Origin of the sequence: Nonomuraea sp. NPDC050227 (genome assembly GCF_044459705.1) — a bacterium.
GTDB lineage: Bacteria > Actinomycetota > Actinomycetes > Streptosporangiales > Streptosporangiaceae > Nonomuraea.
The window spans coordinates 276821-298635 of the sequence record NZ_JBITJF010000014.1 but is presented as its reverse complement, the minus strand read 5'-3'; the positions used below and the strand labels follow the sequence as shown (position 1 = coordinate 298635).

At 71.8% G+C, this 21815-nt stretch carries 17 protein-coding genes; 7 read left to right on the top strand and 10 right to left on the bottom strand.

The window, feature by feature from the left end; translation table 11 throughout:
* Window positions 1-46 precede the first annotated feature (46 nt).
* On the top strand, window positions 47-1897 hold the full coding sequence (gene typA, locus ACIBK9_RS42815; protein WP_387670969.1) for a translational GTPase TypA: 1851 nt from the start codon (window positions 47-49) through the stop codon (window positions 1895-1897).
* A 332-nt stretch (window positions 1898-2229) separates the two neighbouring features.
* Window positions 2230-4635, top strand: coding sequence for a hypothetical protein (locus ACIBK9_RS42810; RefSeq protein WP_397164650.1), 2406 nt, complete (start codon window positions 2230-2232; stop codon window positions 4633-4635).
* Window positions 4636-4638: 3 nt separating this feature from the next.
* Here the strand turns inward: ACIBK9_RS42810 and ACIBK9_RS42805 are convergent, their stop codons facing one another.
* From ACIBK9_RS42805 to ACIBK9_RS42795, 3 genes are all read right to left on the bottom strand, one after another.
* A complete protein-coding gene (locus ACIBK9_RS42805) occupies window positions 4639-5289 on the bottom strand; it encodes a DUF2461 domain-containing protein (protein WP_397164648.1) in 651 nt (216 codons plus the stop codon).
* 21 nt (window positions 5290-5310) lie between these two features.
* On the bottom strand, window positions 5311-6003 hold the full coding sequence (locus ACIBK9_RS42800) for a polysaccharide deacetylase family protein (RefSeq protein ID WP_397164646.1): 693 nt from the start codon (window positions 6001-6003) through the stop codon (window positions 5311-5313).
* Window positions 6004-6115: 112 nt separating this feature from the next.
* Window positions 6116-6421, bottom strand: coding sequence for a hypothetical protein (locus ACIBK9_RS42795; protein ID WP_397164644.1), 306 nt, complete (start codon window positions 6419-6421; stop codon window positions 6116-6118).
* A gap of 172 nt (window positions 6422-6593) precedes the next feature.
* Here ACIBK9_RS42795 and ACIBK9_RS42790 point away from each other — a divergent pair, with 172 nt between their 5' ends.
* On the top strand, window positions 6594-7529 hold the full coding sequence (locus ACIBK9_RS42790) for an anti-sigma factor RsbA family regulatory protein (protein ID WP_397164643.1): 936 nt from the start codon (window positions 6594-6596) through the stop codon (window positions 7527-7529).
* Here ACIBK9_RS42790 and ACIBK9_RS42785 read toward each other — a convergent pair.
* A complete protein-coding gene (locus tag ACIBK9_RS42785; protein ID WP_352324845.1) occupies window positions 7526-8113 on the bottom strand; it encodes a sigma-70 family RNA polymerase sigma factor in 588 nt (195 codons plus the stop codon). The two genes, ACIBK9_RS42790 and ACIBK9_RS42785, sit on opposite strands and share 4 nt — an antisense overlap.
* Before the next feature lie 248 nt (window positions 8114-8361).
* Here ACIBK9_RS42785 and ACIBK9_RS42780 point away from each other — a divergent pair, with 248 nt between their 5' ends.
* On the top strand, window positions 8362-9435 hold the full coding sequence (locus tag ACIBK9_RS42780; RefSeq protein WP_358288471.1) for a PLP-dependent cysteine synthase family protein: 1074 nt from the start codon (window positions 8362-8364) through the stop codon (window positions 9433-9435).
* A gap of 10 nt (window positions 9436-9445) precedes the next feature.
* On the opposite strand, the gene ACIBK9_RS42775 is transcribed toward ACIBK9_RS42780, so the two are convergent.
* Window positions 9446-10414 carry an ABC transporter substrate-binding protein gene (locus ACIBK9_RS42775; protein WP_397164641.1) on the bottom strand — a complete coding sequence of 323 codons (969 nt, stop codon included), beginning with the start codon at window positions 10412-10414 and terminating at the stop codon, window positions 9446-9448.
* Between the two features lie 97 nt (window positions 10415-10511).
* Between ACIBK9_RS42775 and ACIBK9_RS42770 the strand changes: the two genes are divergently transcribed.
* From ACIBK9_RS42770 to ACIBK9_RS42760, 3 genes are read left to right on the top strand one after another with little or no spacing between them, the layout of a single operon-like run.
* Window positions 10512-11540: an iron ABC transporter permease gene (locus tag ACIBK9_RS42770; protein WP_358288477.1), complete on the top strand. Its 1029-nt coding sequence runs from the start codon at window positions 10512-10514 to the stop codon at window positions 11538-11540.
* Entirely contained in the window at window positions 11537-12580 is a 1044-nt protein-coding gene (locus ACIBK9_RS42765) for a FecCD family ABC transporter permease (RefSeq protein ID WP_397164640.1), read from the top strand. Before ACIBK9_RS42770 ends, ACIBK9_RS42765 begins: the two co-directional genes overlap by 4 nt.
* Window positions 12577-13371 (top strand): ABC transporter ATP-binding protein, encoded by a 795-nt coding sequence (locus tag ACIBK9_RS42760; RefSeq protein WP_358288482.1) that lies wholly within the window; start codon window positions 12577-12579, stop codon window positions 13369-13371. The genes ACIBK9_RS42765 and ACIBK9_RS42760 overlap by 4 nt, the downstream gene beginning before the upstream one ends.
* Here ACIBK9_RS42760 and ACIBK9_RS42755 read toward each other — a convergent pair.
* The 5 genes from ACIBK9_RS42755 to ACIBK9_RS42735 form a co-directional block, all read right to left on the bottom strand.
* Complete coding sequence (locus tag ACIBK9_RS42755; protein ID WP_397164638.1) at window positions 13301-14551, bottom strand: MFS transporter; 1251 nt, start codon at window positions 14549-14551, stop codon at window positions 13301-13303. The two genes, ACIBK9_RS42760 and ACIBK9_RS42755, sit on opposite strands and share 71 nt — an antisense overlap.
* Before the next feature lie 4 nt (window positions 14552-14555).
* A complete protein-coding gene (locus ACIBK9_RS42750; RefSeq protein WP_397164636.1) occupies window positions 14556-16232 on the bottom strand; it encodes a tetratricopeptide repeat protein in 1677 nt (558 codons plus the stop codon).
* A 253-nt stretch (window positions 16233-16485) separates the two neighbouring features.
* Window positions 16486-17661, bottom strand: coding sequence for a signal recognition particle-docking protein FtsY (gene ftsY, locus ACIBK9_RS42745; RefSeq protein ID WP_358288490.1), 1176 nt, complete (start codon window positions 17659-17661; stop codon window positions 16486-16488).
* A 67-nt stretch (window positions 17662-17728) separates the two neighbouring features.
* Window positions 17729-21430 carry a chromosome segregation protein SMC gene (smc, locus tag ACIBK9_RS42740; RefSeq protein WP_397164634.1) on the bottom strand — a complete coding sequence of 1234 codons (3702 nt, stop codon included), beginning with the start codon at window positions 21428-21430 and terminating at the stop codon, window positions 17729-17731.
* Window positions 21431-21591: 161 nt separating this feature from the next.
* Window positions 21592-21786, bottom strand: a complete 195-nt coding sequence (locus tag ACIBK9_RS42735) for a hypothetical protein (RefSeq protein ID WP_026214481.1) — start codon at window positions 21784-21786, stop codon at window positions 21592-21594.
* Window positions 21787-21815 lie beyond the last annotated feature (29 nt).

Here is a 21815-nt window from a genome sequence, read left to right as displayed (position 1 = left end):
CGCGACTTCGCGCGGCCGCCCCCACGACACAGAGCGAGAAGTCATCATGCCTTTGAACAGCCGCGACGACCTGCGGAACATCGCGATCATCGCGCACGTCGACCATGGCAAGACCACACTGGTCGACGCCATGCTCTGGCAGTCCGGGGCCTTCCGCGCGAACCAGGACGTCGACGACCGGGTCATGGACTCCAACGACCTGGAGCGCGAGAAGGGCATCACCATTCTCGCCAAGAACACCGCCGTCCAGCACGGCGGCATGACCCTGAACATCATCGACACCCCGGGCCACGCCGACTTCGGCGGCGAGGTCGAGCGCGGCCTTTCCATGGTCGACGGTGTGGTGCTGCTGGTCGACGCCTCCGAGGGCCCGCTGCCGCAGACCCGGTTCGTGCTGCGCAAGGCGTTCGCCGCCAAGATGCCGGTCATCCTGTGCATCAACAAGGTCGACCGCCCCGACGCCCGCATCAAGGAGGTCGTCGACGAGGTCTACGAGCTCTTCATGGACCTCGACGCCACCGAGGAGCAGATCGACTTCCCGATCGTCTACGCCTCGGCCAAGGCCGGCCGCGCCTCCATGAACCGTCCCGACGACGGCGGCATGCCCGACTCGGAGGACCTGGAGCCGCTGTTCGACATCATCAAGTCGACGATCCCGGCGCCCACGTACGACCCCAGCGCCCCGCTGCAGGCGCACGTCACCAACCTCGACGCCTCCTCCTACCTGGGCCGCATCGCGCTGTGCCGGATCCACCAGGGCGTCATGCGCAAGGGCCAGCAGGTCGCCTGGTGCCGCACCGACGGCACGATCCAGAAGGTGAAGATCACCGAGCTGCTGATGACCGAGGCGCTGGAGCGCAAGCCGGCCGAGGAGGCCGGCCCCGGCGACATCATCGCCATCGCGGGCATCCCCGAGATCATGATCGGCGAGACGCTGGCCGACCCGGAGGACCCGCGCCCGCTGCCGCTGATCACGGTCGACGAGCCGGCGATCTCGATGACGATCGGCACCAACACCTCGCCGCTGGTCGGCAAGGTCAAGGGCTCGAAGGTCACCGCCCGCATGGTCAAGGACCGGCTCGACAAGGAGCTGGTCGGCAACGTGTCGCTGCGCGTGCTGCCCACCGATCGTCCCGACGCCTGGGAGGTGCAGGGCCGTGGTGAGCTGGCGCTGGCCATCCTCGTCGAGCAGATGCGCCGCGAGGGCTACGAGCTGACCGTCGGCAAGCCGCAGGTGGTCACCAAGACCATCGACGGCAAGGTGCACGAGCCGGTCGAGCGCCTGACGGTCGACTGCCCGGAGGAGTACCTCGGCGCGGTCACCCAGCTGCTGGCCGTCCGCAAGGGCCGCATGGAGCACATGACCAACCACGGCACCGGCTGGATCCGCATGGAGTTCGTGGTCCCGGCCCGCGGCCTGATCGGCTTCCGCACCGAGTTCCTGACCGAGACCCGCGGCACCGGCCTGGTCCACCACGTCTTCGACTCCTACGAGCCGTGGTTCGGCGAGCTGCGCACCCGCAACAACGGCTCGCTGGTGGCCGACCGGTCGGGCCCGGTGACCGCGTTCGCCATGCTCAACCTCCAGGAGCGCGGCACGCTGTTCGTCTCGCCGACCACCGAGGTCTACGAGGGCATGATCATCGGTGAGAACTCGCGTTCCGACGACATGGACGTGAACATCACCAAGGAGAAGAAGCTCACGAACATGCGCTCGTCCACGAGCGAGGAGACCGAGAAGGTCATCCCGCCGCGGACGCTCTCGCTGGAGCAGGCGCTGGAGTTCATCCGCGAGGACGAGTGCGTGGAGATCACGCCCGACGCGGTCCGCATCCGCAAGGTCGTGCTCGACGCCGCCGCCCGCGGCCGCGCCGCCGCCCGCGCCAAGCGCGCCTGATTCGTTCTCTCCGCACCACGGCCGCGTGTCACCTTTTCCGGTGGCACGCGGTTTCCGTGTCAGAGGGGCCTGTCAACGGACGGTCCGAGCACGCGCGATGGAACGCCTCTCCCGGGTCACGGTGTAAAGAAACGTGGTCATGAGACCATCTGTGATAACACCGTGACCCTATGCCATAGAACATTTCGGCATGCCGGAGAATCATCCCAATTGTGGGAAAGCTCCGGATGGCACTTTCATTCGGGCTGGCTCTGGTGTCGTTCGGGGCGATTGTTTGGTGCACCATCGCAGCCAGACCCGTGACCGGGTCCGACAGGCCCAAGAGCACCGTCGTGACCAATCCCTGGGCGGCCGCCGCCGCCCGCGCCGACCCGGCCGCCGGATGGGCCCGTACGGCGGCCACCGAGGTCTCGGTCGCCCGGGCCCGCGCGGCCGACCTCGACGCCGTCCCCGAGGGGCGGATCGACCCCCGGCAGCGCCAGGTCAGGATCACCGTCAGGCACCGCCTGGACCTGCGTCCCGACGACCCGCTGGCCGAGGCGCTGCGCCAGGGCGGCGGCTTCCCCGGCACGCTGCCGCAGGTGACCGACTCCGGGTTCGGCGCGCTCAAGGCGGACGGCCAGAGCCTGGCGCCCACCACCCGGCTCGCGCCGCTCATCGTCTCCTCGCCGGGGCACGTCACGGCCGAGTTCACGGTGACGCTGCTGCGCCAGGTCAGGGTCGACGGGCTGCTCCGGCTCGACTTCGCCTCGCCGACCGCGCTCCCGCTGATCGTCGTGGAGCGCGCGGTCACCGTGCTGCCCGGCGAGTGGACCGTGCTGCGTGTCGAGGGCATCCAGCCGGAACGGCAGGAGCGCGGCCTGCTGCGGTTCTCCGTCGGCGCCTACCCGGTGAGCCTGACGCTGGCCCCCGGCTCCTACGGCTTCCCCGACGTCGCCGAGGAGGACGACTTCTCCTGGGCCACCGCGCTCGGCGTGCTCACGGCGTGCGCGCTGGCGGTGTTCCTGGTGCGCTCGCTCGGCCGGCGGTGGTGGCAGCGGGTGCCCAACAGGGAGCTGGTCGTCGGCCTGGCCATCGCCGCCCCGGCCCTGCTCATCCCGCTGGTCGCCGCGGAGTGGTCGCCGGTCGGGTACGTGATCCTCTTCGTCGCCGTGCCGGTGATGGCCCTGCGGCACGCCGGACGGGTGCTGCCCACCAGCCCGCCGTGGACCGGCCGGGACCTGCTCACGGTGACCGGGCTCGGCCTGCTGGTCGGGATCGGCATGCTGAGCTGGTCGTGGCTGCACGGCCAGCTCCCCGGACGCGTGCTGCTGACCGGCGGAGCCGTCGCGGCCCTGGCGGCGGCGGGCGCGGCGGTCGGCTTCAGCGTGGACCTCGGGGTCAGGCCGGTGGTCGTCCGCCTGGCCGCGCTGTGGGCAGAGGCCGCGGTCGGGCTGCTGGCGCTGGCCCTGTGGCTGCGGGCGCTGCTGGACGGCGTGTACCCGCCCGACAGCGTCCGGCTGCTGCTGGCGCTGAGCTGGGCGATGATCCCCGTGGCGGCGGTGACCGTGGCGACCAGGCGGTGGAGCCGGAGCGCGGTGGTGGGTGCGGTCGTGGTGAGCCTGCTCGTGCAGGGCTGGCCCACGGAATGGCTGGACGCGGGGTCGTGGAGCCTGGCCGTGCCCCGCACGGCCGTCCCGACGATCGGCAGCCTGCCGCTGGACCCGCTGGTCCGCGGGGTGCTCGGGCTGCTGCTGCTCGGGTTCGTGATGCTGGTGCTGCGGCTGTGGCGGCTGGGCTGCCGGGTGGCGGCCGTGCGCGACCCGGCCACCGAGTCGACGATGGTCGTCGTGCTGATGGTGCTCTACATCACGCCCGGCGGCAGCACGACGCTGGCCGACATCGACGTGCCGCTGCCGCTGCTGGCGATCACCTCGCTCGTGGCCTGGCTGACCGCGCGCTGGCTGCTCGCCGGGCCGCCCGCGTCCGTCGTGGAGCCGGACACGCAGGAGGAGCACCGGCAGTTCGTCCGCGCGGCCCTGCACCGGCGCCTGCTGCTGCTCGCCGAGCAGGAGCTCTACCGCGCCGGACGGACCAGGCTGGCCGCGGACATGTCGATGGCCGAGTTCGACCAGCGGCGGCAGGCTCTGGAGTCGGCGCTGCGCGAGCACGGCCGCCATCCCGAGACCGCCTTCGCCACGGCGGCCGGCTGCACGCCCTGGCACAGCGGCGTGTCGGCGTTCACCGTCAGCCTGCTGCTGAGCCTGCCCTTCGCGCTGGTCTACGGCCGGCCGGAGGGCGCGGACCTGACCAGCTTCCTCTTCGACGGCCGCTACCTGCTCACCCTGCCCGCGTTCGGCTTCCTGTTCGGCTACTTCTACCCGTGCGTCCGGGGCACCCAGCCGATGACCAAGGCGCTGCACCTGGCCGTCGCGGCCCTGCTGACCAGCCTGGCCGGTTACCTGTCGACGCTGGTCGAGCCGGACATCGGCGCCCTCGACAAGGCGCAGGTCGTGGCCATCGTGGTGGGGCAGGTGATGATGGTCTGCGTCGGGCTCGGGCTGTTCTGGGAGTGGCGGATCATGCACCTGGCCGGCGAGCCGTGGGCCAGGGTGCGCAACCTGCGCAGCGTGCGCAGCCTGGCCGCGCCGACCCTGGCCCTGGCGCTGGCCGTGGGCACGACGGCGGCCAGCTCGGCGGCCGGGCAGACGGTCGACCGCATCCTGAAGGGCGACCAGGTCACGACGGGCCAGCGGTGACGCTCAGCGGCGCGGCAGCTCGCTGCCCCTGACGTGCGCGCACTGCCAGTCGATCAGCGCGGCGAAGTCGCGCCAGGCCCGCTCGACGCGCCCGCGCACCTCGGCCGTGTGCACCCACGGCTCCGGCTCGTGGCGCACGCCCGCGAACAGGGACCTGTGGCGCAGCAGCTCGATGCGCGGATGGTCCTCCTCGAAGCCGCGCGGCCTGGTCTTCAGCCGGTCGCCGCCGATCGTGTAGCCGGCGTCGGCGAGCCGGGCGACGATCGACTCCAGCGGCTTGCCGGTGACGTCCTCGTCCACGGCCGCGCGGTAGCGGGCGATCTGGTCGGAGGCCTGGGTGTAGCGGCCGCCGGCGACGTACAGGCCGGCGGCGCTGATCTCGACGTAGTAGCCGATGCCGGGCATCAGATCGACGAATGCGCCCTGATGGGTCTTGTACGGCGTCTTGTCCTTGGAGAAGCGCACGTCCCGGTAGGGCCGGAAGAGCTGGGCCGGGCCGAACTCGGCGGCCAGCTCGTCAGTGAGCTCCGTCATGGGCGCGCGGACCGCGTCCTCGTAGAGGTGCTTGTGGCGGGTGAAGTAGTGCTTGGAGTTGTCCGCCTCAAGGCCCTCGTAGAAGATGAACGCCTCGTCGGGGAAGCCGGTGAAAGCCATGGCCCAAGGGTGCCATGCCGCTCACCGTGCGGTGTACGTGCGGCCCGGCGTGGGCGGGCGGCCGTACAGTTCCGAGATCGTGACGAACGTGTAGCCCTTCTTGGCGAGGGTGTCGATCACCTTCGGCACGGCCTCGACCGTGGTGGGGTGGATGTCGTGCATGAGCACGATCGACCCGGCCTTGGCGGTGTCGGCCCGCCTGACCACGGCGGCGGGCTCGCGGTGCAGCCAGTCGAGGGTGTCGACGTCCCACAGGATCTGGGCCAGGCCCTCGCGGCGGGTCTCGGCGGCGACGGCGTCGTCGGTGCTGCCGTACGGCGGGCGCATCACCCGCATCTTGACCCCGGTCAGCCGGTGGACGAGCTCGTCGGTGTGCCCCAGCTCGTTGCGCACCCCCTCGCGGGACAGGCCGGTCAGCGACGGGTGGGACCAGGAATGGTTGCCGATCTCGTGGCCCTCGTCCACGATGCGACGGGTGATCCGGCCGCCGCTGTCGGCGGCCACCATCTCCCCCAGCACGAAGAACGTGGCCCTGACGTGGCGCTGGCGCAACAGGTCGAGCAGCTTGCCGGTGTAGGGCCCTGGACCGTCGTCGAAGGTCAGGGCCACACACTTGATCTTGCCGCAGTCGAACCGGCGGCTGCGCGGCCAGTCGGCCTGCTGCGCGATCAGCCGCTTGGCCAGGACCTCAGGACTGACCTGTGGCCGGATCATGGCGGAATGTCGGCGCGGCACCGGCTGGGCGGCGCAGCCCACGAGAACGATCAGGACGAATGGCAAAGCCCAAATGCGCATGTTTTCCCCCGAAACACCGCACGCGGGGGCCTTACGGATAGTCCTGGACCGGTCTCCCCCGTAGTTCCCTGGCCAGGTCGTCCCACCAGAGTGGGATATCCGCGTGCAGCTCCTTGTAGCGGCGCGCCACGCGCATGGCACATCCAACCGGATCCGTACCCAGATGACGACGTTTAACCAGACCTTCCTGCCAACGGTAAAAACCGTCCCTGTAGTGCACGACGAGACCTATCCAGACCGAGATGGTCGCTCCGTCCCCCACCTCGTACGCGCTGGTGACTCCCAGCCCGTGCAGCTCCGCCTGGAGTTTCTCCGCCGCCGCGCGGGCTTCGGTCACACGCCACCCCCTGCCGACGTTTCCGTACACAACAGATGTACCCAGCAACGGGCATCAGCCGTCCAAGACATGGAGTAATCATCAAACTCCGGGGAGTCACGCGCAGGCCGTTCGACGTTATTGGTCGGCTTCCGCCGTTGCGCGGCCGGGCCGCCCTTGTTACGTTTCGGCCGTGCGCCGTGAGCGGGCACAGTCGCTGAAGCACGTCGCGGTACCGTACGACTCCGATCGGGCCTTCCTCGACCTCGTCGTGCCGCGCGTGCGCACCGCGCTGGACGAAGACCGGCGCGTGCTGGTCGTCACCCGTCCCGACCGGCTGGCGCTGCTGGCGGAGGCCCTCGACGGCGACGCGCGGCGCATCGACAGCCGCCCGGCCGGCGCCTGGTACGGCCATCCCCACCGGATGCTGGCCGCCTACCACGAGTACACGCGCGGCCGGCCCACCCTGGTCGTCGGCGAGCCCGTCTGGACCGATCTCAGCGAGCCGCGGATCCAGGACCTCATCCGCTACGACTCGGTCGTCAACGCCGCCCTGGCCGCGGCCCCGTCCGTCATGTTGTGCCTGTACGACCTGCGCGACGTCCCCGAGCCCGTCCGCGAGCTCACCCCGGTCGTCCATCCCCTGGTGCTGGGGGCGGGGGGTGAGGCGGCCAGCGGGCGGTTCGTGCAGCCCCACGAGCTGGTGCTCGACGGCGACGACGCGCCCTTCCCGGAGCCGGGCCCCGGGGCCTGCCTGGTGCGGTTCACGGCCCGCGAGCTCAAGCGCCTGCGCCAGACCGTCGGCGACTACGCCAGGACGGCCGGCATGGACCGCAACCTCATCTCCTCGCTGGTGCTCAGCGTCTCGGAGATCGCCGCGAACTGCGTCGAGCACGGCGCCGGGTTCGGCACGATCACGATGTGGGTGGAGGAGCGCGACCTCGTCTGCGAGATCGCCGATCCCGGCGGGGCGCTCGACGACCCCTTGCCGGGCTACATACCGCCGGAGCCCGAGTCCCCGCGGGGGTACGGGCTCTGGATCAGCCGGCAGCTCTGCGACCGGGTGCAGCTGCGCGACGAAGGCGGCCTGTTACGCGTCCGCCTTCGCCTGTCCCTGGACTCTCCCTAGGCGGCGGCGCGGGGGGCGGGAAGGCGCACGGCGCCCTCCTCCCGCGCGTAGTCCTCCAGCATGCCGCGGAGCTGGCGGCGGCCACGGTGCAGACGGGACATCACGGTGCCGATGGGCGTCCCCATGCGCTCGGCGATCTCCTTGTACGCGAACCCCTCGACGTCGGCCAGGTAGACGGCCACGCGGAAGTCCTCGGGCAGGGAGCGCAGGGCGTTCATCACGACGCTGTCGGGCAGCCGGTCGAGCGCCTCGGTCTCGGCCGAGCGCAGGCCCGTCGAGGTGTGGGACTCGGCGGCGTGCAGCTGCCAGTCCTCGATGTCCTCGGCGGCCGACAACTTCGGCGAGCGCTGCTTCTTACGGTAGTCGTTGATGAAGTTGTTGGTGAGGATGCGGTGCAGCCACGCCTTGAGGTTGGTGCCCTCACGGAACTGGTGATAGGACGTGTACGCCTTGGCGACCGTCTCCTGCACCAGGTCCTCGGCATCGGCGGCGTTACGGGTCAGGCGCATGGCGGAAGCGAACAGCTGCGACGTCACGGGCACGACATCGCGCTCGAACCAGTCCTGACGCTGCTCATCGGTCATAGTGATCAATTCATTCCCCCTTGCGCTATCCCCCGTTCGGCACAAGCCGCCTGACAGCATTCCTCATCCTCGCAACTCCCAGGTAAGGGACGCGTTAGGAGAGTCCGCATAGGTCAGAAGGGGTTTGTCGTCCATCTGCTCGCGGCGTGCGTGGTCACGTCCACGGCCGGACAAGTCTCATTATCATAACACTACCCACCCAATTTCGTAGGAATAGTGGTCAGAGTCACAGGGGATAGCGTATGGACATGGAATCTGTGGACCGTCACGACACGGGGACACGTCGGTGGGTGGCGGAGGCCATCCGCAAGGTGGAGGCCGACGCCAACCGAAGTTGTGACACTCACCTGCACGTCTTTCCGCTTCCCTCGCACTGGGGCGTAAACCTCTACCTGAAAGACGAATCGGTGCACCCGACCGGTTCACTCAAGCACCGGCTCGCACGGTCCCTGTTCCTGTACGGCCTCGCCAACGGCTGGATCGGCCCGGCCACCACGATCGTGGAGGCGTCCAGCGGCTCGACCGCGGTCAGCGAGGCGTATTTCGCCCGGCTGCTCGGCCTGCCGTTCATCGCCGTCATGCCCGCGTCCACGTCGCCCGAGAAGTGCCACCTCATCGAGTTCTACGGCGGGAAATGTCACCTCGTCGCCGACCCCGGGGCGATCTATGACGAATCTCACCGGCTGGCCGCCGAGACCGGGGGCCACTTCATGGACCAGTTCACCTACGCCGAACGCGCGACCGACTGGCGTGGCAACAACAACATCGCCGAGTCGATCTATTCCCAGATGTCCATGGAGCCGCACCCCGAGCCCGCCTGGATCGTCGTGGGCGCCGGCACCGGCGGCACGTCGTCCACGATCGGCCGCTACATCCGCTACCGCCGCCACCCCACCCGCCTGGCCGTGGTCGACCCGGAGGGCTCGGCGTTCTACCCGGGCTGGGTCTCCGGCGACCCTGCGGTGACGGCCTCGGGGTCGCGGATCGAGGGCATCGGGCGTCCCCGGGTGGAGCCGTCGTTCCTGCCCAGCGTGATCGACCGCATGATCGCCGTCCCCGACGCCCGCTCGATCGCCGCCATGCACTGGACCCGCGAGGTCACCGGCCTGGACGTCGGCGGCTCCACGGGGACGAACATGGCCGCGTGCGTCGAGCTCGTCAGGGAGATGCGCGAATCGGGCGTCCAGGGCAGCGTCGTCACCCTGATCTGCGACCGCGGCGACCGCTACAAGGGCACCTACGACAACCCGGAATGGCTGGCCGGCCAGGGGCTCGACCTCGAACCCCACCTGGCCGACCTGCGGACGTTCCTGCCGCGCTGAGCGCCGGAGCCTAGGCGGCCTTGGCGGGGTCGACCGAGAAGGTCTTGGCCAGGTCGTCCAGGATGGCGTGGGCGCCCTGGACGCCCACGGCGCTCATCCAGGTCAGGTCGCTGACCTCGTGCTTGTCCCCCTTGAGCCGGCCCCACAGCGGGTTGCCGACGAACTTCTCCTTGGGGCCGTCGCTGGCCGGGTCCGGGTAGGTGGCCACGAAGATGTGGTCGGCGTCGAGGTCGGCGATGCGCTCCTGGCTGACGTCCACGGCGATGGCGTCGTCCTTGGTCGGCTGGCCCTCGGGACGGGGGAAGCCGACGTCCTTCAGCACCACCCCGGAGTACGACTTCTCGACGTAGAGCCGGACGGTGGGCTCACCGGCGAAGCGCACGATCGAGACGGTCGGCAGCTTCCCGCCCGCCTTCTCCTTGATCGCGGCCCCGATCGTGGCCGCGCGCTGCTCGAACGCCTTGATCCGGGAGTCGGCCAGGTCCTCCTTGCCCAGGGCGCGGCCCATGAGGCGCAGGTTCTCCTTCCAGATGGCGCCGGTCGTCTCGCTGAATACCGTCGGCGCGATCTTGGACAGCTTGTCGTACAGGGCCTCGTGCCGGACCTTGGCCGAGACGATCAGGTCGGGCTTGAGCGCGGCGATCTTCTCCAGGCTGGGCTGTTCCAGGGTGCCGACCGGGGTCGCCTCCTTGCCGTACCGGGCGACGAGCGGGCCGAGGTAGTCGGGCAGCTTGGTGTCGATCGACCGGTAGGTGGTGTAGCCGATCACGGGGGTCTCCAGCGTGAGCACCGCGTCCACGAAGCTCTGGTCGAGCGCGACGACCCGCTTGGGCTGCCCGGAGATCTTGGTCGAGCCCATCGCGTGCTCGATCGTCCTGGCCGCCGGGTCGGCCGACGGCGTGGCCGCCGGCTCCGTCGAGCCGCACGCGGCCACCCCCGCCACCAGCAGCACACCGGCCAGCACCCGCCACGCTCTCATCGGAACCCTTTCTTGAAGTAAGGCGAACCTAAATTAGGTTAGCCCTGCCTAACCTGGCATACTTCACCACGATCGGGCAAACAAGGGGAGGAAACTGGTGACCGCGCTCGCGCCCCGCCTCCACGGCATCCGGCGCCGGCGGCTCGTCCTCCTGCTCCTCCTCCTCGCCGCCGTCGCGGCCGGGGTGGTGCTGAGCATCACGGTCGGCTCGAAGTCCGTACCGCCGGGCGACGCCTGGCAGGCTCTCACCGCGCCCACGGGCAGCGAGAACGACATCATCATCCGCTCGCTGCGCGTGCCGCGTACCGTGCTCGGGGTGCTGGCCGGGATCGCGCTCGGCGTCGCGGGCGCCCTCATGCAGGGCCACACGCGCAACCCGCTGGCCGACCCCGGCCTGCTGGGCGTCACGCAGGGCGCGGCGTTCGCCATGGTGGCCTCGATCATCCTGCTCGGCGCCTCCAGCCTGCTCGCCTACATCTGGTTCGGCCTGGCGGGCGCGCTGGTGGCCAGCGTGGCGGTGTTCGCGCTCGGCATGACGGGCGGCAGGGGCGGCCCCACCCCGGTCACGCTGGCCCTGGCCGGCACCGCGGTCAGCGCCCTGCTGTACGCCATGACCTCGGCCATCGTGCTCCTCGACGAGCAGGCCATGGACGTCTTCCGCTTCTGGCAGTCCGGCTCGATCGCCGCCAGGGGCCCGGACGTGGTCTGGCAGGTGCTCCCGTTCATCCTCGCCGGCCTGCTGCTCGCCCTGGTCAACGCCCCGGGCCTGAACGCCCTGTCGCTCGGTGAGGACGTCGCCCGCTCGCTCGGCCAGAACATCGCCCTGACCAGGACGGTCGGCGTCGCCGCCGTCACCCTGCTGTCGGGCGCGGCGGTGGCGGCCTGCGGCTCGCTGGCGTTCGTGGGCCTGATCGTGCCGCACCTGGCCCGGTCGCTGTCGGGCACCGACCACCGGTGGCTGCTGCCGTACTCGGGGCTGGTCGGGGCGGCGTTGCTGCTGGTCGCCGACGTGATCGGCCGCGTGGTCGCCCCTCCGGGCGAGCTGGAGGTCGGCGTGGTCCTCGCGCTGATCGGCGCGCCCTTCTTCGTCGCCCTGGTCCGCCGCAGAAAGCCGGTACGGCTATGACCGCGCTCCCGCTGCGCCTCGGCGCCCTGTCCTGGCGGCTGCGCCCGCGCGCCGTCGCCGTCGGCGTGACCGGCCTGGCGCTCCTGGTCGTGCTCATGGCGCTGAACATGCGCATCGGCGACCTCCCGATGAGCCTGGCGGAGGTGCTCCAGGGCACCTTCGACGTCAACAGCCCGGCCCACTTCGTCATCATGGAGCTGCGCCTGCCGCGCGCCCTGACCGGCGCCCTGGTCGGCGCCGCGCTCGCGCTGTCCGGCGCGATCATCCAGTCCATCGCCCGCAACCCGCTGGCCAGCCCCGAGATCCTCGGCGTCACGACCGGCGCCTCGGTCACCGTCGTGGCCGGCGTGGTGGCCAGCGGCAGCGTCTACGGCGGCACCAGCGGCCTGCTGGCCGACCTGGGCATCCCCGCGCTCGCCCTGCTCGGCGGCCTGCTCGGCGCGTCCGTCGTCTACGGCCTGGCCTGGCGGCGCGGCCTGGACGGCTACCGCCTGGTCCTGGTCGGCATCGGCGTGGCCGCCGTGTTCACGAACGTGAAGTTCTGGCTGCTGACCGTCGGCGACGTCAACGACACCGGTCAGGCCATGGTCTGGATCAGCGGCTCGCTCAACGGCCGCGGCTGGGAGCACGTCGTGCCCGTGGCGCTCGCGCTGGCGGTGCTCGTCCCGGCCACCCTGCTCGGCACCCGCTCGCTCGACGCGCTGCGCTTCGGCGACGACGTGGTCACCGCCCTCGGCGTGCGCGTGAACGCGGCCCGCGCCCTGCTGATCCTGGCCGCCGTGCTGCTGGCGGCGGTGGCCACCGCCTCGGCCGGGCCGATCGCGTTCGTGGCCCTGGCCGCGCCGCAGATCGCGCTCCGGCTGACCCGCTCGGCCCGGCCGCCGCTGCTGTGCTCGGCGGTCACCGGGGCCGTGCTCACCGCGGGCGCCGACCTGATCGCCCGGACCGTCTTCTCCCCGATCGAGCTGCCCGTCGGCATCGTCACGGCCGTGCTGGGCGCACCGTACCTGATCCACCTGATCTGGAGGGCACGCAAATGAGGCTGCAGGCCGCGGGCGTCAAACTCGGCTACGGCGACCGGACCATCGTGGACGGCCTCGACCTGGGCGTCGAGGCGGGCACGGTGACCACCATCATCGGCCCGAACGGCTGCGGCAAGTCCACCCTGCTGCGCGCGCTCGGCCGCCTGCTCAAGCCCCAGGGCGGCCAGGTGCTGCTGGACGGCAAGCGCATCGACGCCATCCCCACCCGCGAGGTCGCCAAGATCCTCGGCGTGCTGCCGCAGGCGCCCTCGGCCCCCGAGGGGCTCACCGTGGCCGACCTGGTGGCCCGGGGACGGCATCCGCACCAGACGTGGTACCGGCAGTGGTCCTCCGACGACGAGTCGGCCGTCGCCGCGGCGCTGACTATGACCGGCCTGGCCGACCTCGCCGAACGCCCGCTCGACGAGCTGTCGGGCGGCCAGCGGCAGCGGGCGTGGATCTCCATGGCCCTGGCCCAGGGCACCGACCTGCTGCTGCTCGACGAGCCCACCACGTTCCTCGACCTGGCCCACCAGGTGGAGGTGCTGGAGCTCGTCCGGCACCTGCACGAGCAGGCCGGCCGCACGGTCGTCATGGTCCTGCACGACCTCAACCTGGCCGCGCGCTACGCCGACCGGCTGGTGGCCATGCGCGCCGGCAAGGTCGTGGCCGCCGGCGCCCCGCACGAGGTGCTGACCGAGGAGCTGCTGCGCGAGGTGTTCGAGCTGGACGCGAAGGTCATCGAGGATCCGGTCGCGGGGACCCCTCTCGTGGTGCCGATCGGGCCGCTCGCAGCCGCGCGAGGCTGACCCGGCGCATCGGCGACAGCGCCACGCCCGCCGCGATGGCCAGCCAGCTCACCCCGGCGAAGGCCATCAGCGCGTACGCGTTCCGCACCGCCGACTCGAACACCCCCGTGACCAGCGAGGCGATCGGGATGGAGAAGAACGCGATCATCCTGGCCGTGCCGAGCACCCGTCCGAGCAGGTGGTCGGGGACGAGCAGCTGGCGGACGGTCATGCTCGCCACGATCGAGGTCCCGGCGGCCGCGAACTGCCCCATCCAGGCCAGCCCGATCAGCACCGGCCCCCTGGCCGGGATCATGGCCAGCATCGACAGGCCCCCGGCCACGATGGCCCAGCAGATCAGCGGGCCCGGTTGGCACCTGGACACCAGCCTGCCGCCCAGCACCGCCCCGAGCACCGCGCCCGCCCCCTGGAAGGCGTAGACGACGCCGATCTCCCCGGGCGTGAACCCGTGGTACGAGCTGAGGTAGTACACCAGCCCCGCCAGCAGCAGCCAGACGCCGAAGTTGCAGGCCGCGGCGGACAGGGCGGTGGTGAGCACCACCCGGTCGCCGCCGGTCAGGAAGCGCAGGCCCTCGCGCATGTCGGCGACCACCGACCACCCCCGCACCGCCGCCGCGGCCGCGGGCGCGGTCCTGATCAGCGAGATCAGCAGCGCCGACAGCAGGAACGTGCCCGCGTCGGCGTAGACGGCCACCTGGTAGCCGAAGTTCACCACCAGCGCGCCGCCGATCACCGGCCCGGCCATGTTGACCGCGTGCTCGCCGATGTGCAGCCGGGCGTTGGCCTGCGGCAGCCGCGCCACCTCCACCAGCGAGGGCACGATCGACCGGAACGCCGGCTGGTAGAGCGGGTCCACGCAGGCCAGCAGGAACGCCACCACGTAGATCGGCCACAACCGGGACACACCGGCCGTGACCAGGACGGCGAGCACGACGGTGACGGCCCCCGATGCCAGGTCGCCCAGCACCAGCACCCGCCGCCGGTCGAACCGGTCGGCGATCACCCCGCCGAACATCCCCAGCAGCAGGTACGGCAGGTACTCGGTCACGTAGACCAGCCCCGTGCCGAGCGCCGACCCGGTCAGGTCGTAGACGAGCAGCGGCAGGGCCAGCCGGTAGATCCAGGTGCCGAGCGAGGAGGCGAGGAAGGCTCCCAGGAGGAGCCAGTACCGGCCGCCCATCCCCTCACCCCTCGGCCAGCGCCCGCCCGACGTCCGGATCGCCGGGGGCCAGCTCGGCGGCTCTGAGCAGGTCCTGTCTGGCCTCCTTCGCCCGTCCCAGCTCCCGGTGGACCATCGCCCGGTTGAACAGCAGCTCGGCCGTCTCCGTCAGCTTCAGCGCGCGGGTCAGGTCGGACAGCGCGCCGTCGGGGTCGCCGCGTTCGAAGGCGAGCACGGCCCGGCTCCCCCACGCGGCGGCCAGGTCGGGATCGATCTCCAGCGCGGCGTCGAAGGCCGCGTACGCCTCCGGGTGGCGGCCCTGGGCCGTCTCCACCTGGCCGAGCACGCAGAGCAGGTGGGCGTCGCGCGGCCGGAGCGCGAGGCCGCGCTCCACGTCCCGCCTGGCCTGCTCGTACTCGCCGTGGAGGGCGAGCAGGCCGCACCTGTTCACGTACGCGGGCGCGAAGTCGGGGTCGAGCTCCAGCGTGCGGTCGAGGTCGGCGCGGGCGCCGTCCAGGTCGCCGGCCGCGAACCGCAGCTCCGAGCGGTTGTAGTACGCCTCCGGGAAGGGCGGGCTGAGCCGCATGACGGCCTCGTAGTCGGCCAGGGCCTCCTCCGGTCTGCCCAGCTTGTTCAGCAGGTTGCCCCGGTCGAGGTAGTAGTCCGGATAGCCGGGATCGGCGTCGATCGCCGCCGTGTAGTCGGCCAGCGCCTCCTCGTGCCGGCCGGCCCCGGCCAGCAGCTGCGCCCTGTTGGCGCGCAGCACGAGCCGGTGGACCGGGTGCTCGTCCGCCAGGTGCTCGTCGGCCAGGGCGATGGCCTGCTCGACCAGCCGCAGCGCGGCGTCCGGACGGCCGGCGCGCAGCTCCACCAGGGCCTTGCCGTTGAGGTCGAAGCCGAGGTGGAAGGCGCGTTCGCGGGGGTCGGGCAGCAACGACGTGATCGTGACGGCCTCGTTGATCCACGCCATCGCCTCGCCGGGGTCGCGGCGGGCGGGGTCGTGGTGGCGTACCAGGATCATCGCGGTGGCGTAGGCGATGGTGGCCCGGTGCTTGGGGTCGGTGCTGAGGCGCCTGGCCCGGTCGTAGAGCTCGCGGGCCTCCTCCTCGCGCTCCACCGCCTCCAGGGCCGCGGCGACGCGCTGCACGAGGGTCCGCCACCCTTCGGGGTCGTCCTCGTACGCCATGCCGCGCAGCGCCTCCGTGCCCGACTCCACCATCGCGTGATGGAAGCCCTCGTCGCGGTAGCGGTCGAAGTCGGCGCACAGCGGGCCCTCGCCGGGCGACGACGGGCCCTCCTCGACGCGCAGCAGCCCCGGGTCGAGCCGGCGGCGCAGCACCTCGACCAGCTCGCGGTCGGTGTGGTCGGCCTCGTCCAGGTTCGACACGACGAGCGTGAGCGGCCCGGTGACGGCCAGCAGCTCGCGGACGAACTCGGCCAGCCCGTTGGCGATCCTGAGGCTGCGCCGCGCCCCCGGGATGAGGATGCGCTGCCCCCTCGGCAGGTCGTCGGCCAGCGAGCGCCTGCGCACCGGCACGAGCGGCCGCAGGCGGGGCGCCGCGACCCGGAGCTCCACGTCGTATGCGGCGACCAGGTCGGGCCGCCGGTCGAGCGCCTCGGGGACCAGAAGGTCGAGCAGCGCGGCGGCCAGCGTGTACGGCCCGGCTGCCCGGCGGTCGGCGTCCAGGGCGATCGTCCTCACGACCGCCCCTTTCCCAGCGGTCGGCGTTCCCGCGTGGAAACGCCGACCCAGAGACAGGTCAAATGCCGTGTCGCGGCGAGGCGAGCGTGGAGGGCCTGACAGTCCCGGGACGATGGACGACGATCTTCTTCATGGGCATCCCTTACGTGATCGCGGATAACCCGAACATGTCAGCACAAAGCTAACTAGCGACTCAAGACTTTTCTGGTAAGGGCCATTTCGGCATGAATTAGGACATGACCGATAAACGGGGTCAGTCGCCCAGGATCGCGTCCACGAAGACATCCGGGTCGAAAGGCGCCAGATCGTCGGGCCCCTCGCCGAGCCCCACGAGCTTGACCGGCACGCCCAGCTCGCGCTGCACGGAGATCACGATGCCGCCCTTGGCGGTGCCGTCGAGCTTGGTGAGCGCGATGCCGGTGATGTTGACCACCTCGGCGAACACCTGGGCCTGGCGCATGCCGTTCTGGCCGGTGGTGGCGTCGAGGACGAGCAGCACCTCGTCGACCGTGGCCTTCTTCTCGATGACCCGCTTGACCTTGCCCAGCTCGTCCATCAGGCCGGTCTTGGTGTGCAGGCGGCCCGCGGTGTCGACGATGACGACGTCGACCTTGTCCTCGATGCCCTTGGCCGTGGCGTCGAAGGCCACCGAGGCCGGGTCGCCGCCCTCCGGCCCGCGCACGGTCTCGGCGCCGACCCGCTCGCCCCACGTCTGGAGCTGGTCGGCCGCCGCCGCGCGGAAGGTGTCGGCCGCGCCGAGCACGACCGTCTTGCCGTCGCCGATGAGCGAGCGGGCGAGCTTGCCGGTGGTGGTGGTCTTGCCCGTGCCGTTGACGCCCACGACCAGCACCACGGCGGGCCGCTCGCCGTGCTTCTGCACGTGCAGGCTCCGGTCGAGGTCGGGATTGACCTGGGCGAGAAGCTGCTCGCGCAGCAGGCCCCTGACCTCGGCGGGCGTGCGGCTGCCCAGCACCTTGACCTTGGTGCGCAGCTCCTCGACCATCGCGCGGGTCGGGGCGACGCCCACGTCGGCGGTGATCAGGCTCTCCTCGATCTCGTCCCAGACGTCGTCGTCGAGCCGGTCGCGGGACAGCAGCTCCAGCAGGCCGCGGCCGAGCGCGCTCTGCGAACGCGCCAGACGCGAGCGCAGCCGCACCATCCGCCCAGCGGACGGCGGCGGCACCTCGACCTCGGGGGCGATGACCATCGGCTCGGCCGGCTGGACCGGCGGCGGCACCGTGGTGACCGCGCCGTCGGCCTCCTCGACCGGGCCGGCGGGCCGCTTCTCCTCCTCGGGAAGCGGCGGCGCCTCCGGCGGCGGCACGGGCGGCGCCGCCTTGCCACCCGGCCTGAACAGCAGGAAGAGGCCGCCGGCCGCCAGCAGGGCGACGACGGCCACGATCACTATGACGCCGAGGTAACCATCCACAAGATGTCAGTTTTCCAGATCGACCGGCATGGTCATGCCCAAGGCACACGGATGATGACAGGCCGGATCAGGCGGATTCGCGCTCCCGCAGGCGCTGGCTGACCACCTGCGTCACGCCGTCGCCGCGCATCGACACGCCGTAGAGGGCGTCGGCGATCTCCATCGTGCGCTTGTTGTGGGTGATGACGATGAGCTGGGAACTCTGCCGCAACTCCTCGAACAGGGTCAGCAGCCGCTGGGTGTTGGTGTCGTCGAGGGCGGCCTCGACCTCGTCCATCACGTAGAAGGGCGAGGGCCGCGCCTTGAAGATGGAGATCAGGAACGCCACCGCGGTCAGCGAGCGCTCGCCGCCCGACAGCAGGGACAGCCGCTTGACCTTCTTGCCCGGCGGCCTGGCCTCGACCTCGATGCCCGTGGTGAGCATGTCGGTGGGGTCGGTGAGCACGAGCCGCCCGTCGCCGCCGGGGAAGACCCGGGTGAAGATCTGCTCGAACTCGCGGGCGACGTCCTCGTAGGCCGAGGCGAACATCAGCTCGACGCGGTCGTCGACCTCCTTGACCACGGTCAGCAGGTCGCGCCGGGTCTTCTTGAGGTCTTCCAGCTGCGAGGTCAGGAAGGCGTGGCGCTCCTCCAGCGCGGCGAACTCCTCCAGCGCCAGCGGGTTGACCTTGCCGAGCTGGGTCATCTGCCGCTCGGCGGCCCTGGCCCGCTTCTCCTGCTCCTCCCGGACGTACGGGACCGGCGGGTCGCCCGGGACGGGCGCGTCGGGGCCGTACTCGGAGACCAGCGCCTCGACCTCGACGCCGAACTCCTCCATCGCCCGCTCCTGGAGCTGCTCCAGCCGCAGGCGCTGCTCGGTGCGGGCCACCTCGCTCCCGTGGACCCGGTTGACCAGCTTGTCGAGCTCCTGGCCCAGCTCACGCACGCGCACGCGGACCTGCTTCAGCTCGGCGTCGACGGCGACGCGGGCGAGGTCGGCGTCGTCGCGCTCGCGGGAGGCGAGCTGGATCGACGAGGCGAGCGCCCCGAGCACCTGCCTGGCGCCCTTGCTGACCGCCTCGGCCAGCACGGCCTGCCGCCTGCGCCTGGCCCGCTGAGCGGCGGCCTGGGCGCGTTCCTGGCGCTCGCGCTGGGCCGCCCGCAGCAGGCCGTCGGCGCGGCCCTCGATGCCCTTGACGCGCTCCTCGGCGGTGCGCACCTGCAGCCGGGTGTCCATCTCGCGCTGCCGGGCCGTCTCGCACGTGGCGGCCAGGTCGTCGCGCAGGTCGGTGGTGGGCTCGGTCTCCAGCTCCTGGGCGTATTCGGCCTCGGCCAGCCGGATCTCCAGCTCGGCCAGCTCCTCCAGCCCCTCGGTGCGGGAGTCCTGGGCCGCGGTGACGCTGCGGGCCAGGCGTTCGGCCTCGGCGTGCGCGGCGTGCGCGGCGGCCTCCAGCTGGGCCAGCCGCCTGGCCGCCGCCGCGTTGCGCTGGTCGGCCTCCCGCTGGCGGGCCCTGACCTGGTCGAGGACGCCCTGCGCGGCGCTCACCCCGGCCTGGGCCGCGGTCACCGCGCTCTGGGCCTCGTTGACGTGCGCCTGGGCCGCCTCGACGGCCGTCTGGGCCGCCTGCTCGGCCTCGATCGCCTGGTCGAGCGCCTCGGCCGTCGCCTCCGCCGTGGCCTCGGCCACCCGCAGGTCGTGCACGGCCTCGTCGAGCGCCGCCCGCACCTGCAGGACGGAGGTGCCGCCGGCCGACCCGCCACCGGCCAGATGAGCCCCGAGCACGTCGCCGCCCTCGGTCACCACCCGCAGCTCGGGACGCCGCCCCACCAGCTCGCGGGCCGCTTCGAGGTCGGCGACCACGACGACCTTCGCCAGGACGTGGTCGAGCGCCGGCCGCAGCTCGTCGGGCACGGTGACCAGATCGGCGGCCCACCGCCCGCCGTCCGGCGGGGCGGGCCGGGATCGCGCAACCTGGGAGTGGTGCGCGGTGTCCGAAACTCCGGTCTCGGCCACCAGCAGCGTGACCTGCCCCGCGTCGGTGCTGCGCAGCAGGCCCAGCGCCTCGACGGCGGTGTCGAGCGTCTTGACCGCGACCGACTCGGCGACCGGGCCGAGCACGGCGGCGACGGCCAGCTCAGCGCCCGGCGTGACCTGCATCGAGGCGGCCAGCGGGCCCAGCACCCCGGCCAGGTCGGCGTCGAGCAGCGCGGCGCCGCCGTCGCCCTTGGCCAGGCCCAGCTCCAGGGCGTCGCGGCGGGCCCGCAGCGCGGCCACCGAGCGCTGGGCCTCCTGGTCGGCGGCGCGGGCCGTGGTGACCCCCGCCTTGGCGGCCTGGACGGCGGCCCGCGGCGCGCCGAGCCCGGCCTTGGCCTCGTCGGCGGCCACGCGTGCCGCGTCGGCGGCGGCCCTGGCCTCCTCGACGGCGGCCTGCGCGGTGGCCAGCTCCTCGGCCAGCGCCGGATCGGCCGCCGGCTCCTCGGCCCGCTCGTTCTCCAGGTCGGCCAGGGCCTGCCGTTCGCGCTCGGCGGCGTCGGCCACGGCCTTCTCCAGCCGGCCGATCTCCTCCTCGGCCGCGCGCGCCCTGCTGCGCACGGAGTCGACCTGGCCGCGCAGCCTGGCCAGACCCTCGCGGCGGTCGGCGGCGGCACGGGCGGCCATCGCCAGGCGCCGCTCCTCCGCGCCCAGCTCGGCCTCGGCCGCGGCCCGCCGCTCGACGGACTCCGCCAGCAGCTCCTGGGCGTGTTCGAGCTCGGCCCGCAGGATCTGCTCCTGCTCGCGCGCCTCGCCCGCCTCGCGTTCGAGGTCTTCGGGGTCGCGGCCGCGGCGTTCGATGGCGGCGGCGTCGAGGGCGTGGCGGTGGCGTTCGGCGGCGAGCTGCTCCAGGCCGGTGATGCGCTCGCGCAGGGAGGAGAGCCTGAAGAAGGTCTCCTGGGCGGCGCTCAGCCGGGGCTGGGTCTCGGCCTCGGCGGCCTCCAGGGCGGCCTCGCGCTGCTGGCCCTCGGCCAGCTCGGCCTCGACCTGGTTGCGCCGGGCGGTGACGGCGGCCTCGTCGGCGGCCTCGCGTTCGAGCGTGGCGCGCAGGATGCACAGGTCGTCGGCGAGCAGCCGCAGCCGGGCGTCGCGCAGGTCGGCCTGGATGACGGCGGCCTTGCGGGCGATCTCCGCCTGGCGGCCGAGCGGCTTGAGCTGGCGGCGCAGCTCGGTGGCGAGGTCCTGCACCCGGGTGAGGTTGGCCTGCATGGAGTCGAGCTTGCGCAGCGCCTTTTCCTTGCGCTTGCGGTGCTTGAGCACGCCCGCGGCCTCTTCGATGAAGGCCCGGCGGTCTTCGGGCCCGGCGTGCAGCACGGCGTCGAGCTGGCCCTGGCCGACGATGACGTGCATCTCGCGGCCGATGCCCGAGTCGGACAGCAGCTCCTGGATGTCGAGCAGGCGGCAGGTGTCGCCGTTGATGGCGTATTCGCTCTGCCCCGACCGGAACATCAGCCGGCTGATCGTGACCTCGGTGTAGTCGATCGGCAGCGCGCCGTCGGAGTTGTCGATGGTCAGCGTCACCTCGGCCCGGCCCAGGGGCGGCCTGGAGGAGGTGCCGGCGAAGATGACGTCCTCCATCTTGCCGCCGCGCAGCGACTTGGCGCTGTGCTCGCCCATGACCCAGGCCAGGGCGTCGACGACGTTGGACTTGCCCGAGCCGTTGGGGCCGACGACGCACGTGATGCCGGGTTCGAGGCGAAGGGCGGTCGCGGAGGCGAAGGACTTGAAGCCGCGCAGGGTGAGGCTCTTCAGGTACAAACGCCGACCCTCCTCCCCGGCCTCGGCTGAACGGGCTTCGGAAAAGCCTACTGGTCTCGGCCGCCGCTCGTGGGCATGTCGATGACCAGCGCTTTTTCACCAGGGAAAATAACAAGGGACGCCTCTTCGAGACGTCCCTGGGTCTTGCGCTCCGATCACTCTCAGGTGAGTGCCGGCTCGCGCTCCTGCAAGCGACTGAGCGCTTCGTCGCGGGTTTGCGCCGCAAGAGCGTCATTCGTGGCCTGAAGTCGGATGAGTTCTGCCTCCAGATCCCGGATACGCTGCTGCAAGCGGCGCATCTCCGAGACCATCCGAGGGTCAGGACCGCCGACGTGGCCGAGTAGAGCCTTCGCCATGGTAAAGGGTCCTCCACGCTGAGTGACCA

Coding starts and splice junctions, on each gene's coding strand:
- typA (WP_387670969.1), top strand. CDS start 47: ATGCCTTTGAACAGCCGCGACGACCTGCGGAACATCGCGATCATCGCG.
- ACIBK9_RS42800 (WP_397164646.1), bottom strand. CDS start 6,003: ATGATCCGGCCACAGGTCAGTCCTGAGGTCCTGGCCAAGCGGCTGATC.
- ACIBK9_RS42775 (WP_397164641.1), bottom strand. CDS start 10,414: ATGAGAGCGTGGCGGGTGCTGGCCGGTGTGCTGCTGGTGGCGGGGGTG.
- ACIBK9_RS42755 (WP_397164638.1), bottom strand. CDS start 14,551: ATGGGCGGCCGGTACTGGCTCCTCCTGGGAGCCTTCCTCGCCTCCTCG.
- ACIBK9_RS42735 (WP_026214481.1), bottom strand. CDS start 21,786: ATGGCGAAGGCTCTACTCGGCCACGTCGGCGGTCCTGACCCTCGGATG.
- ACIBK9_RS42765 (WP_397164640.1), top strand. CDS start 11,537: ATGACCGCGCTCCCGCTGCGCCTCGGCGCCCTGTCCTGGCGGCTGCGC.
- ACIBK9_RS42760 (WP_358288482.1), top strand. CDS start 12,577: ATGAGGCTGCAGGCCGCGGGCGTCAAACTCGGCTACGGCGACCGGACC.
- ACIBK9_RS42805 (WP_397164648.1), bottom strand. CDS start 5,289: ATGGCTTTCACCGGCTTCCCCGACGAGGCGTTCATCTTCTACGAGGGC.
- ACIBK9_RS42780 (WP_358288471.1), top strand. CDS start 8,362: ATGGAATCTGTGGACCGTCACGACACGGGGACACGTCGGTGGGTGGCG.
- ACIBK9_RS42785 (WP_352324845.1), bottom strand. CDS start 8,113: ATGACCGATGAGCAGCGTCAGGACTGGTTCGAGCGCGATGTCGTGCCC.